The sequence below is a fragment of the Pseudomonas sp. Irchel 3A5 genome, assembly GCF_900187575.1.
Lineage (GTDB): Bacteria > Pseudomonadota > Gammaproteobacteria > Pseudomonadales > Pseudomonadaceae > Aquipseudomonas > Aquipseudomonas folii.
On sequence record NZ_FYDU01000027.1, the window covers coordinates 15,116 to 29,106 of the forward strand.

The 13,991-nt window shown below is 59.1% G+C and carries 9 protein-coding genes; 7 read left to right on the forward strand and 2 right to left on the reverse strand.

Features of this window, described 5'->3' with window-relative positions:
* Positions 1 to 89 precede the first annotated feature (89 nt).
* A complete protein-coding gene (maiA, locus tag CKW31_RS28755) occupies positions 90 to 728 on the reverse strand; it encodes a maleylacetoacetate isomerase (protein WP_095102570.1) in 639 nt (212 codons plus the stop codon).
* A 279-nt stretch (positions 729 to 1,007) separates the two neighbouring features.
* Here maiA and glcD point away from each other — a divergent pair, with 279 nt between their 5' ends.
* From glcD to CKW31_RS28790, 7 genes are all read left to right on the forward strand, one after another.
* The gene (gene glcD, locus CKW31_RS28760; protein WP_095102503.1) at positions 1,008 to 2,507 is read left to right on the forward strand and encodes a glycolate oxidase subunit GlcD; all 1,500 of its coding nucleotides are present in this window, start codon (positions 1,008 to 1,010) and stop codon (positions 2,505 to 2,507) included.
* The gene (glcE, locus tag CKW31_RS28765; RefSeq protein ID WP_095102507.1) at positions 2,507 to 3,583 is read left to right on the forward strand and encodes a glycolate oxidase subunit GlcE; all 1,077 of its coding nucleotides are present in this window, start codon (positions 2,507 to 2,509) and stop codon (positions 3,581 to 3,583) included. Before glcD ends, glcE begins: the two co-directional genes overlap by 1 nt.
* A gap of 2 nt (positions 3,584 to 3,585) precedes the next feature.
* Entirely contained in the window at positions 3,586 to 4,812 is a 1,227-nt protein-coding gene (gene glcF / locus CKW31_RS28770; RefSeq protein ID WP_095102510.1) for a glycolate oxidase subunit GlcF, read from the forward strand.
* A gap of 34 nt (positions 4,813 to 4,846) precedes the next feature.
* Positions 4,847 to 5,254: a heme-binding protein gene (locus CKW31_RS28775; RefSeq protein WP_095102513.1), complete on the forward strand. Its 408-nt coding sequence runs from the start codon at positions 4,847 to 4,849 to the stop codon at positions 5,252 to 5,254.
* 465 nt (positions 5,255 to 5,719) lie between these two features.
* A complete protein-coding gene (locus CKW31_RS28780; RefSeq protein WP_095102516.1) occupies positions 5,720 to 7,981 on the forward strand; it encodes a TonB-dependent siderophore receptor in 2,262 nt (753 codons plus the stop codon).
* 317 nt (positions 7,982 to 8,298) lie between these two features.
* On the forward strand, positions 8,299 to 9,642 hold the full coding sequence (gene pssA, locus CKW31_RS28785) for a CDP-diacylglycerol--serine O-phosphatidyltransferase (RefSeq protein WP_095102518.1): 1,344 nt from the start codon (positions 8,299 to 8,301) through the stop codon (positions 9,640 to 9,642).
* An 18-nt stretch (positions 9,643 to 9,660) separates the two neighbouring features.
* The gene (locus CKW31_RS28790; RefSeq protein ID WP_095102521.1) at positions 9,661 to 10,311 is read left to right on the forward strand and encodes a TetR/AcrR family transcriptional regulator; all 651 of its coding nucleotides are present in this window, start codon (positions 9,661 to 9,663) and stop codon (positions 10,309 to 10,311) included.
* Positions 10,312 to 10,421: 110 nt separating this feature from the next.
* Here the strand turns inward: CKW31_RS28790 and CKW31_RS28795 are convergent, their stop codons facing one another.
* Complete coding sequence (locus CKW31_RS28795; RefSeq protein ID WP_095102523.1) at positions 10,422 to 13,985, reverse strand: molybdopterin cofactor-binding domain-containing protein; 3,564 nt, start codon at positions 13,983 to 13,985, stop codon at positions 10,422 to 10,424.
* Positions 13,986 to 13,991 lie beyond the last annotated feature (6 nt).

Sequence of the window (13,991 nt, forward strand, 5' to 3'; positions counted from 1 at the left end):
CGGGCGGCGCACAGGCGATGCCCCGCACGCTGCGTGCCAGAAAATCACCAAAGATCAATTGCAGGCCAAGAATTTTCATAAGGGACAGACTACTCCGGCTTGTCCGGTTGCGCATCGGGATGCGCCGCCTGAAATGCCCAATGGTCCAGTGCAAGCTTTTCAACCCGCAGGATGCGTGGGTACGGCGTCAAATCGACGTTGAAACGGCGGGCTGCGTAAATTTGCGGCAGCAGATAAACATCGGCGACGCTTGGGCGTTCCCTCTCAAAGCAGTAGCCCTGGTCGTCGATCATCTGCTCCACCGCCGCAAAACCTTCGCCGACCCAATGACCGATCCACTGATGGACCTCACCCTCGCTATGACCGAGCCCTCGCAGATGATTCTGTACCGAGACGTTGTGCAGCGGATGGATGTCGCAGGCGATCAGCGACGCAACCGCACGCTGTCGGGCACGCAGCTCTCTATTTGAAGACAACAGCGGACGCTCGGGAAAACGCTCTTCGAGGTATTCGATGATCGCTGTGGATTGAGTGATGACGTGACCACCGTCGATGCGCAAAGCGGGCACACGGCCCTGCGGATTTATAGCCCGGTATTCAGGTTTGAGATGTTCACCACCGTCACGAATCAGGTTGACCGGGATCGCGGTGTACTCCAGACCTTTCAACGCCAGCGCAATGCGCACCCGGTAACTGGATGTCGAACGGTAATAGGTGAACAGATCCAGTGGTTGAGTCATTTTTATTATTCTGTGGGACCGGCCGGGCGGCGTTCCGCTTTAGCCGGGAGGAGGCTCGCGTATTCACATCCCGCCAAAGCCCTTGGCAAATAACGTAAACGATTTACGTTATGCGTAAATTGCGCGATTACGATCAAGCTGTCAATCGCGCCTCAGACTAAAGGCCGAGTCGAAAACATGGACAGATCCGCCCGAAACCCTTAATGATGCAAGCTGCCTGATGTCCCAAGACTGCCCTATAAAAACAACACAGGGTCACGACGGATCATGAACATCCTCTACGACGAACGCGTCGATGGCGTGCTGCCGGTTGTCGACAAGCAACAATTGCTGGCTGAGTTGCAACGCCAGTTGCCGGACCTGGACATCCTCCATCGCCCGGAAGAACTGCGCCCGTACGAGTGCGACGGGCTGTCAGCGTATCGCACCACGCCCATGCTGGTGGCCCTGCCTCGGCACCTTGAAGAAGTACAAACCCTGCTGAAAATCTGTCACCAACACCACGTTCCAGTGGTAGCTCGCGGCGCGGGTACGGGTTTGTCTGGTGGCGCGCTGCCGCTGGAAAAGGGACTGCTGCTGGTCATGGCGCGCTTTAATAAAATCCTCGAAATTGATCCCGCCGCACGTCTCGCCCGGGTACAGCCCGGCGTGCGTAATCTGGCGATTTCCCAGGCGGCCGCGCCTTACGAGCTGTATTACGCGCCCGACCCGTCTTCGCAAATCGCCTGCTCTATCGGCGGCAATGTCGCGGAAAACGCGGGCGGTGTGCACTGCCTGAAGTACGGCCTGACCGTGCACAACCTGCTCAAAGTGGAAATACTCACCGTCGAAGGTGAACATCTGACGCTTGGCTCCGAGGCGCTGGACTCCCCGGGCTTTGATCTGCTGGCCCTGTTCACTGGCTCGGAAGGCATGCTTGGCATCATTACCGAAGTCACGGTCAAACTGCTGCCCAAGCCTCAGGTGGCGAAAGTACTGCTGGCGGCATTCGATTCCGTGGAAAAAGCCGGGCGCGCCGTGGCTGAAATTATTGCGGCTGGGATCATCCCCGGTGGCCTGGAGATGATGGACAACTTGGCGATTCGCGCTGCTGAAGACTTCATTCACGCCGGTTATCCGGTCGATGCCGAAGCCATTCTGCTCTGTGAACTGGACGGGGTTGAAGCCGACGTTCATGACGATTGCGAACGGGTTCGCGAGGTGCTGACCAAAGCTGGTGCGACGGAGTTGCGCCAGGCCAAAGATGAAGCCGAACGCGTGCGTTTCTGGGCCGGTCGCAAGAATGCCTTTCCGGCAGTCGGCCGACTGTCGCCGGATTACTACTGCATGGACGGCACCATACCGCGCCGGGAGCTGCCCGGCGTGCTGCAAGGCATTGCGGCCTTGTCCGAGGAATACGGCCTGCGGGTTGCCAACGTATTCCATGCCGGTGACGGCAACATGCATCCGTTGATCCTGTTTGATGCCAACCAGCCCGGCGAACTGGAGCGTGCCGAGGCACTGGGCGGCAAGATTCTCGAGCTCTGTGTAAAAGTCGGCGGCAGCATCACCGGCGAGCATGGGGTGGGCCGCGAGAAGATCAATCAGATGTGCGCCCAATTCAACAGCGACGAACTGACCTTGTTTCATGCCGTTAAAGCCGCGTTCGATCCCGGCGGCATGCTCAACCCCGGCAAGAACATCCCGACCCTGCACCGCTGCGCGGAATTCGGCGCGATGCATGTGCACATGGGCAAGCTGCCTTTCCCTGAACTGGAGCGCTTCTGATGATCGCCGATTCGCTTGGTCATCACCCGGACAACGACGCCAGCGCCGCGCTGCTGGAGCAGGTCAATCAAGCTTTGCAGACGGCGACGCCGCTGCGAATCCAGGGAGGCAACAGCAAAGCATTTCTCGGCCGCGAGGTGGCCGGGGAAATACTCGATACACGCGCACACCGCGGCATCGTCAGCTACGACCCGACTGAGCTGGTGATCACCGCCCGTGCCGGAACGCCGCTGCAGGAATTGTGTGCGGCGCTGGATGCCGCCGGGCAGATGCTTCCCTGTGAGCCGCCGCATTTTGGCGAAGCGACGGTGGGTGGCATGGTCGCGTCCGGGCTGTCCGGGCCACGTCGCCCCTGGGCCGGCTCCGTCCGGGATTTTGTGCTGGGCACGCGGGTGATCACCGGCCTGGGCAAACATTTGCGCTTCGGCGGCGAAGTCATGAAGAACGTCGCCGGTTACGACCTTTCACGTTTGATGGCAGGAAGCTTTGGTTGTCTGGGTGTCCTCACCGAAGTCTCCCTGAAGGTCCTGCCCAAGCCGCGTTTATGCAGCAGCATCGCGCTGGAAATGGACAGTGCTCGCGCCTTGGCACGCCTTGCTGAATGGGGCCAGCAGCCATTGCCCATCAGCGCTGCCAGTTTTGAAAACGACGTTCTGCGCCTGCGTCTGGAAGGCGGAGAAGGCTCGGTGGCGGCCGCCCATGAACGGCTTGGCGGCGAACGTATCGACCCCGGTTATTGGCAGGAACTGAACGAACATCAACTGGATTTTTTCACCAGTGGTTTACCGTTGTGGCGCGTATCACTGCCCAACAACACCGGCGTATTGGATGTGCCCGGCGAGCAATTGATCGATTGGGCTGGAGCCCAACGCTGGCTGAAGTCCGATGCCGACGGCGCAGTCATTCGCGCCACGTTCAGCGCCGCTGGCGGCCATGCCATCTGCTACAACCATGGCTTGCAAGACAGCCCGTTCCAGCCGCTGCCCGCACCGTTGATGCGCTACCACCGCCAGCTCAAGGCCCAACTCGATCCCCACGGAATATTCAATCCGGGGCGGATGTACGCGGAGATCTGACCATGCAGACCACCCTGAGCGACCAGGCCCGAAGTTTGCCCCGTGCCGAAGAAGCCGAAAGCATTCTGCGCAGTTGTGTGCACTGCGGATTCTGCAACGCGACCTGCCCGACCTATCAATTGCTCGGTGATGAGCTGGACGGCCCTCGCGGGCGCATCTATCTGATCAAGCAGGTGCTGGAAGGCAACGAAGTCACCGAAAAAACCCAGCTCCATCTGGACCGTTGTCTATCGTGCCGCAACTGCGAAACCACCTGCCCTTCCGGTGTCGATTATCACAACCTGCTGGACATCGGCCGCGCCGTGGTGGACGCCGCCGTGCCTCGCTCACTGGGACAGCGGGCTCTGCGTGAAGGCCTGCGCCATGTGCTGCCCAATGCCGGATTATTCAAATCGCTGACGCAACTGGGCACGACATTCCGGCCCCTGTTGCCGGACAGCTTGAAAGTAAAACTGCCGACCCACATCGCTCAACCCAAAGCCCGCCCAGCCGTACGGCACGCGCGCAAAGTACTGATGCTTGAAGGCTGCGTGCAACCCGCTTTGTCACCCAATACCAACGCCGCCACGGCGCGGGTGCTGGATCGCCTGGGGATCAGCGTCACGCCCATCGTTGAGGCCGGTTGCTGCGGCGCGCTGGACTACCATCTGGATGCTCAGGCCGCTGGACTGGATCGCGCCCGGCGCAACATTGACGCGTGGTGGCCAGCCATCGAAAACGGTGCGCTGGCCATCGTTCAGACCGCCAGCGGCTGTGGCGCTTTCGTCAAGGATTACGGGCACCTGCTCAGTGGCGACCCGAAGTATGCCGCCAAGGCGGAACGGGTCAGCGGCTTAGCCAAGGACTTGGTGGAAGTGCTGCGCGAGGCGCCGCTGGAAACCCTCGGCATTCGCAGCGATTTGCGCCTGGCGTTTCATTGCCCCTGCACCTTGCAGCACGCGCAGAAACTCGGCGGTGCAGTGGAAAGTGTATTGTTGCGGCTGGGCTTCAACCTGACCGCCGTGCCCGACAGCCATTTATGCTGCGGCTCGGCAGGGACTTACTCGATCACGCAACCGGTGCTGTCCCGCCAGTTGCGCGACAACAAAATGAACGCGCTGGAAAGCGGCAAACCGGACGTGATCGCCACGGCGAACATCGGTTGCCAGACCCATCTGTCCGGAGCAGGTCGAACCCCGGTGCGGCACTGGATCGAACTGCTTGACGATGCTTTGCAGCCCATTGTTTAACAGCCTCCCTTAACAACAACTCATGGAGTATTCGATGAAAACCAAAGCTGTGTTGACCCAGACCGAAGTGACCCAGATTCTAGCCGCAGCTCGCCAGGAAGCCATCAGCAACAACTGGCCGGTGTCCATCGCCGTGGTTGATGACGGCGGCCATTTGCTGGGCTTCGAACGTCTGGACGGCGCTTCGCCCATCAGCAGCTACATCGGCATCGAAAAAGCTCGTACCGCCGCGTTAGGCCGTCGGGAATCGAAAAGCTACGAAGAGTCGGTTAACGGCGGACGCACCGCGTTCCTTTCGGCGCCATTGCTGACCTCGCTGGAAGGCGGCGTACCAGTGATTGTCGATGGCGAGGTGGTTGGCGCAGTTGGCGTGTCAGGTGTTCAGGCGGCGCAGGACGCGCAAGTGGCAAAAGCGGGTGCGGCGGTGGTGAGTGCGGGGTAAGTTCAGGAGACGCGCTGCATCCTCGCCTATGACGGGCAAGCGGTCTGTGGGTAATTCCATGTTGGGCTGCAAGCTAATGTGACGACGTGGGACCGGCTTTAGCCGGGAAGAGGCCGGGACAATCGCTGGATGTGTGGCGTCTGACAGGTAGCTTTCCCGGCTGAAGCCGGTCCCACGTCGCCAATGTGTCCTGTGGTCAGAGCTTGCTCGCGATGAAGGCGACCGGGTTCAACTGAAAACCGCGGCGTCTGCATCGCGAGCAAGCTCGGCTCCCACAACTGTTTAGAGCAGGCTTCAGAAATCGATAGTTCTGGAGTGCGCACGGTCGTAATTGCGATCTCAAAAGCGACATGTGCAAGCACCCTATCAATAATGTCTATGCGAAAGATTCCTATTCGCTATAATGCTGTCGTTTAGCCTCCAAATACCCATCTAAACGCCCCTTAACAATCAGCAGGATTGCGCATGTCTACCCCCTCTTTTCCACTCAAGTTGGCAGTCAACTCCGTGTGGCTGCCTATATGCCTCATGGCCAGCTTTTCCTCTGCAGCTGTATATGCGCAGACAGCAGTAGAGATTCCATCACAGGAGACGCAGCAGGCAGAAAACGGCGCCAGTCAAGGCGCCACGATGGAGTTGGAAGAGACTGCAATCTCTGCGAGTGCCGACGCCTCAAAGGATGGATTGGTACCAGAATTCGAAGGCGGGCAAGTGGCTCGTGGCGGCCGGGTTGGCATTCTGGGCAACAAAGATTATATGGAGACACCGTTCACCTCCACGTCCTACACCAATCAGCTTATTCAGGATCAACAGGCGCATAGCGTCGCAGACATCCTGCAGAATGATCCTTCAGTTCGCATCGCTCGTGGATTTGGCAACTTCCAGGAGCTTTACATGGTGCGGGGCTTCCCGCTGTATTCCGATGACATTTCTTACAATGGACTCTATGGACTGCTGCCTCGGCAGTACGTGGCGTCGGAGTTTATCGAGCGCGTAGAGGTTTTTCGTGGCGCAAACGCTTTCCTCAATGGCGCGGCCCCGGGGGGAACAGGCATCGGCGGTGCAATCAATATCCTGCCCAAGCGCGCGCCAGCCGAGCCCCTGACCCGACTCACCGTAGGGGCGGAAAACAATGGTTTTGGTACCGTAGCAGCAGATGTTGCCCGCCGCTTTGGTGAAGAAGATCGCTTCGGCGTTCGTCTGAACGTTGCCAAGCGTGACGGTGAGACCTCGGTGGAGGATCAGGATCGTTCACTCGACATGTTCGCGCTGGGTCTTGACTATCAGGGTGATCGTCTACGGCTATCTGCCGATGTCGGCCATCAGTATCACTTCATCGACAACCCGCTGCCGAGCGTTACCCCTATCGGGGGGGTACCGAGTGCGCCGGACGCAGATAAAAACTACGGCCAGTCCTGGACATACTCCAAAGAGAAGCAGACGTTCGGGACTTTCCGCGCGGAATACGATCTTTCAGATGCGGTCACCGCGTGGGCAGCCGCTGGCATGCGTAAGGGCGAAGAAAAGAACTCTCTCGCCAACCCCTCCTCAAACGCTTCCGGTGTGACTTCTGCAACTCGCTTCGACAACTACCGAGAGGAAACCGTCACCACAGGTGAGGTAGGCATGCGTTTCAGTCTGCAGACCGGCCCGATATCTCACCAGTGGGTCGTTTCTGGATCCATGTACGACACTAAAGATAAAAACGCATGGGCAGGCAACTTCTCCGATTCAATTGCCGGTGATCTTTACAACCCCTCTGAAGCTGCCAAGCCGGAGAACGTAACCTTTAGCGGATCAATGTCAGACCCCAATATCACGGCACGCACGCACACGCAAAGCCTCGCAATTGCTGACACTCTGGGTTTCTTCGAAGACAAGCTGCAGGTCACTTTGGGAGCCCGCCGCCAAGGGCTGGATACTACTGGGTATGACGGTAATACCGGGGCGCGAAACTCGCAGTACAAGCAATACGAAACTACGCCGGTTGCAGGCATCGTTTACCAGCTGAACAGTCAATTCTCGGTTTACGCGAACTACATCGAAGGCTTGACCAAAGGCGATACTGCGGGTGCCACTACTACACTACCCGATGGTTCTACCGCGCCGGTTCTCAACGAGGGCCAGTCGCTGGCGCCCTACGTCGCCAAGCAGACTGAAATCGGCTTGAAGTATGACGGCGGTGGTATAGGCGGTAGCGTTGCAGTGTTCCAGACCAAAAAGCCAGTCGGTATAGTTGAAAATCAGGTATTCAAAGAAGGCGGCGAGCAGCGCAATCGCGGTGTCGAGCTCTCCCTCTTTGGCGAGCCAGCGCAAGGCGTTCGTCTATTGGGCGGTTTGACCCTGCTGGATGCAGAGTTGAGCAAGACTCAAAACGGAACAAATGATGGCAACGAACCGATTGGCGTACCGAAGACCCAGGCCAATATTGGCGGTGAATGGGATGTGCCGGGGCTTAATGGCCTGACTCTGACCAGCCGTGTTATCTACACCAGCAGTCAGTACGTCAATGAAGCCAACAGCCTCGATATTCCATCATGGACACGTCTGGATCTCGGCGCCCGCTATGGCTTCAAGGTCGAGCAAAAAGATGTCACCTTGCGAGCACGCGTGGATAACGTTACTGGTCGTGACTACTGGGCGTCCACAGGCGGATATCCAGGCTCCAACTACCTTGTCCTTGGTGCACCGCGCACGCTTTCGGTCAGCGCGTCAGTCGATTTCTAACTGAAAAAAACAGGTTGATAGCGAACAAAGCGGGAGTTACGACTCCCGCTTTTTTATGGGCTATGAAATTGCTATATATTCAGCAGATCCAGGCATGCCTGGACCTCTGACGTCGATATAAAAACTAATCTGACGTTTTGACACACTCTAATACAATGCGCCTTAAATTAGCCCGGCCTCATCTGAGCCGTGTCCTAAGGCTTTGCGGCTTCAGGTGCAAGCGTTTCAAACTCACCCTACCCACAACAACAGCCCACGACCAGCCCGCTGCTCTCGTGTAAGCTCACAGACTGTTGGTTTAACCCCACGAGAGGCTTATGCGGTCCAACTTCCGTCGTTCTACCCTTGCCGCTTTGCGCGGGTTTACTCTGCCTGGCGATGCAATCACAATTCTGCCCTCTGCTGCCGATTACCGTCGTTGCCTGCTGGAAAAGATCGCCACGGCGACCCGGCGGATCTACGTGATCGCCCTGTATCTGCAGCAGGATGAAGCCGGTCAGGAAATCCTCGATGCGCTGTATGCCGCAAAGGCTGCACGGCCGGAGCTGGATGTGGTGGTGCTCGTCGACTGGTTCAGGGCTCAGCGCGGCCTGATCGGGGCCGGACGGCAGTTGGGTAATGCGGCCTGGTATCAGGCGCAGCATCTGGAATACGACCAGGAAGTGCCGGTGTATGGCGTTCCGGTGCAGACACGCGAGCTGTTCGGCGTCCTGCATTTGAAAGGCAGCGTGATCGATGACTGTGTGATCTACAGCGGCGCCAGCATCAACAATGTGTACCTGCACAAGCTCGACAAGTATCGTCTGGATCGTTATCACGTTCTGAGCAGTAAAGAGCTGGCAGACTCGTTCCAGGACATGGTGCAGCGCGACATTCTGCCGTCACGTGCGGTGCATCGTCTGGACCTGCCGTCGCCACCGACGTCTCGCAGCTTGCGCAGCGAGATTCGCACCTTCCGTAATCACCTCAAACGCGCGAGTTACGACACCCATCAGGGCGAGCGTGAGAACGGCGAGCTGCGAGTGATTCCGCTGCTTGGAGTGGGTCCGCGTAATGCCCTCAACCGCACGATTGTGGAGTTGATTGCCGCCGCCAGAACCCGTCTGACTATTTGCACGCCTTATTTCAACGTGCCGCTGTCGATCAAGCGCGAAATCAATCGTGCCCTCAAGCGTGGCGTGACGGTGGACATCATCATTGGCGACAAGACCGCCAACGACTTTTTCATTCCGGCCGACGAGCCGTTCAAAGTCATTTCCGCCTTGCCCTATCTCTATGAAATCAGCCTGCGACGGTTTGCCCAGAAGCACCAGAATGCTATCGCCCGCCACAAGCTGAATCTGCATCTGTGGAAGGACGGCGATAACACGTTCCACCTCAAAGGCATGTGGATCGATGATCGTTATACCTTGCTGACCGGTAATAACCTCAATCCGCGGGCGTTCAATCTGGATCTGGAAAACGGTCTGTTGATCGACGACCCCAAAGGCCAGTGGATCGCACCACGGGAAGCAGAGGTGGAGCATTTGATGCGCAATACCCAGCGCGTCGGCAAATACGATGAGTTGGACACCCTTGACGAGTATCCAGACGCCGTGAGGACTTTTCTGCGACGAGTCAGCCGTGTTCGCGCCGAGCGTTTGCTGTATCGCATCCTCTGACGCATAAGGGATAAGCGCGTGAACAAGAAAACCGGCGTCAGGGCGCAACAGGCCGACCAGACTCGCGCCCGTATCCTCAAGGCGGCGATCAAGGTGTTCACCCGTGATGGCTATTCCGGGGGGCGGATCGAGCAGATATCCAGCGAAGCCGAGTCCAATGACCGGATGCTTTATTACTACTTTGGCAGCAAGGAAAAACTCTTCGTGCGGGTGCTGGAACACACCTACGAGCAGTTCAACCATGCTGAAAGCCTGCTGAAACTGGATCCTTCTACACCCGAGCAGACCTTGCGCGAACTGGTGGCGTTCGTCTGGAGTTACTACGTTGAGCACCCGGAATTCGTCGCCATCCTAAGCATCGAAAACCTGCACAAGGGCAAGCACGCCAAGCAGTCCAGCGAGTTACGCAGGCTGTCCGGTGAAGCGGTGGATGTGCTGCGGCCAATCATCGAAGCGGGTCAGCAACAAGGGGTGTTTCGCCAGGATCTGGACATCAAGCACGTTTATCTGATGATCGCCTCGCTTTGTTATTTCTATAACTCCAACCAGCACACCCTGACCTCATTCCTCGGCCATGACCTCGCGCAGCCGAGCGAGCAAGCTGACTGGCTGCGGTTCATCAGTGATCTGGTGGTGCGTGGGGTTATGGAGTTCTCAAGCGAGCACTGACTGTGGGAGCGGTGCTTGCCCGCGATAAGGTTTCAGTGATCTAAAGTGAACCGCGTCAAGCCTCATCGCGGGCAAGCCTCGCTCCCACATTGATCTGTGCCCTGACACACTCAATGAGTTCCCGGATTCGCCCTCAGGTGCGCGACTTTCTCCGGCAGGCCCTGCCATTGCGATTCGTTCGGCGCAAACCGATTGCGCAGGTAGGCAGTCAGCTCACTGATCTGGGTGTCGGACAAGCTGTCCTTGAACCCCGGCATGTAACCCAAATCCGGCGTCGCAGGCGTGGCGATGCCTTGCAGGATGACCTTGATCAGGTTGTCCGGCTGCGCACTGTGGACATTGGTGTTGCTGCCCAACGATGGGCTGACGCCGAACAGTGTCGGGCCACTGCCATCCGCATGACACCCCTGACACGAGCCCTCGAAAATCCGTCTGCCATTGCCCAATGCCAGCTGCGAAGCGCTCGGCTGCGCAACCGCTTCCGGAGCCGGAGCCGCTTGCGCCACCCCGTCCAGCGACGTCAGGTAAACCGCCATGGCGCGGATATCAGCCTTAGGGAGTTTCGATAGCTCGCTGACCACGGGCCCCATTGGTCCGGTGGCAACCCCGTGAGCATCGGAATAGCCGCTGCTCAAATAATTGAATAGCTGATCTTCAGTCCATGGCGTCGGCGCTTTCGACAGGCCATTCAAGGCTGGTGCTTCCCAGCCATCGACCGTGCCACCGGCCAGAAACGAAGCCCCGCCCTTCTCTGCACCCAGCGCATTGCGCGGCGAATGACAGGCCGCGCAATGCCCCAGACCGTTGACCAGATATGCGCCGCGATTCCATTGGGCGCTTTGCTGCGGTTGCACCTGGATTTCACCCTTGCGCAAGAACAGCGCGTTCCAGCCAGCCATCAGCGGCCGCAGGTTGAACGGGAACTGCATGTCATTGGCCTTGGCCGGTTGGCTGACCGGATCCTGGGCCATCAAGTAGGCATACAGCGCCTGCATGTCGGCGTCGTTGATATTGCGAAAAGCGGTGTAAGGAAACGCTGGATAAAGATGCTTGCCATCGCGACTGATGCCCTCGCGCATGGCGCGTTCGAACGCCGGATATGACCAGTTGCCAATGCCGGTTTGCGGGTCTGGGGTGATATTGCTGCTGTACAGCGTGCCGAACGGCGTATCCATTGCCAGACCACCGGCATTGGTCGCGCCACCCGGTGCGGTGTGACACACAGCGCAATCGCCCACGGCGGCCAGCAAACGCCCACGCTCCAGGGTCGCTGCTGACCAGGTGCCCGCGGCAGGCGGCGTGATCGGAGCAATTTCCGCGCGCCAGGGCAAAGCGGTTGCCGCGACGCCGAGAATCGCGCCGAAAGCCGCAAACAATGAACCGAACAGCCATTTGGAGCGTTTGGCTTTTGGCGATTGTGGCGGATTGTTGTTGGCCTCCTCACCCGCGCCCTTCAACGCTGCCAGCACGCGCTCGGCGGTGATCGGCAATTCACGAAAGCGAATCCCGGTAGCGTCGTAGATTGCATTGGCAATCGCCGCCGCACTGGGCACGGCGGCCGACTCCCCCGCACCCAGCGGCGGTTCATTCTGGCGCGGCATCATCAGCACATCGACTTTCGGCACCTGCGGGAAAGTCAGGATCGGATACCCGCCCCACTCCTTGCTGCTCACGGTGGACTCTTCGAAGGTCACCTGTTCCTTGAGCACCCGGCTGGTGGACTGAATCACGTTGCCGTGAATCTGGTGCTGGACGCCTGCCGGATTGATCATCATGCCCGCGTCGTGGCCGATGACCACGCGGGTTACCGAAACGTCGCCAGTCAGCTTGTCCACCGCGACATCCGCGACCCAGGCGGCCCATGCCGCGCCGAAGCCGGGGAACTTGCTGTGAATGTAGCGCGCGTAAGCGAAGCCACGGCCGCGCAGCACGTTGTCGTGCTCCGGGGTCAGCATCGGCTCGGTACGCGGCGTCCATTCAGCCCGGGCGGCCGTGGCTCGAACCAGTTCGGCGGCGCGTTCGTCATGCAGATAACGCAGGCGGTATTCCACCGGATCGACCCCGGCAGCGAACGCCAATTCGTCGATATAGGACTCGTGAGCGAAGGTATTGGGCAGCGCCGAGACGCCACGCATCCATGAGGCCCGGACGATGGGCGACATGTCGTTGATGGTGACCCGCATATGCTCGAAATCGTAAGGCGGTATCGAGGTGCGGTCGCCCATTTCGAACATCGCCGCCACTGGCTCAACCCGCCCGGTCAGCAGCAGCGCCAGGGTCGGCGCACCGTTGGAAGGATAACTGCTGGCAAAGTCGTAACCGGCGACGCTGCCGTCAGCATTCACGCCACCGTCGACTTCCATCAATTGCGCGGTGCCTTTGGGCTCCCAGACATGCTCCTGCTCGCGGGTCAGTTGCACCCGCACCGGCAAACCGACTGCCCGGGAGAGCAACACCGCATCGGCACACACATCATCGGCGCAGTTACGCCCGTAGCAACCAGCCGCCTCCATGCGGATGATGTCGATGCGTTCTTCCGGACACTCCAGCAGCCAGGCCAGGTCAGCGCGCAGCAAATGCGGGTTCTGGGTGCCGGACCAGACGCGGATACCCTCTTCGTGATAATCCGCCAGTCCGCAGGACGGACCAATGGAGCCATGAATCTGATAGGGCCACAGGTAAGTGCGCGGCATGCGCTGACTGGCCTGATCAAGGGCCGTTTCAATGTCGCCCTTGTCCAGCACCACGCGCTGCACGCTAGGGTTATCACGAATCGCCTGGGCAATGTCACTCATGTCCGGCAACTTGTGGTTCCAGGCTTTCCAGGTGACTTTCAGTGCCTGCGCCGCCTTGGCCGCCTGCTCTTCGCGCAACGCCACTACGCCGACGAAATCGCGAATCACCACCACGCGAACAATCCCCGGAATGTGCGCAATGGAAGACTCATCGACTTCCAGCAGACTGTTGCCGACGAAGTCGCCGCTGTCGAGTCCTGCGTAAGGCGGACGCACTACCCGGCCATGGAGCATGTCTGGCAGACGCATGTCATGCACATACGTCAGTTCGCCCGTGGCTTTGGCGGGAATATCGACCCGTGCGGCGTCTTTGCCGACGATTCGGTAGTCCTCAATCGGTTTAAGCGGCGCGTTACCCGTGATGCTCAGCTCGACATGTTCATCGGCCACCAGCTCGGCAAAGCTCAGTTGACGGCCGTCAGGCGCGCTGACTACACCGGCATTGATGGCCAGCGTCTCCAGCGCAACATTCATGCGCTCGGCGGCGCGCTGCAACAGAAAGCGCCGTGCCTCGGCAGCAGCGTTGCGCAGTGGAATGGCGGATATCTGCAAGGTGGCGCTGGCAATGGTCGCCCCCTGATTGGGCGCGCTGGCGGTGTCGCCGAGGATCATGTTGATCTGACCCGGCTCGACATCCAGCTCCTCGGCAACAATCTGCGCCAGCGAGGTGCGAATTCCGGTGCCCAAATCCACATGCCCGTTGAACGCGTAGACCTGACCGTCATCGGTGATGGCGATGAACAGCGCCAGCTCCATGGGCTTGATCACCGGGACGCCACCTTTGGCGACCGGGCCGGACGGCGGCTGGATGTTATCGACGATCAGCAGAACGCCGGTCTTGCTCATGAGTTGATCGCGAGTCAGCAAGGTCTGGGTCATGGCAAC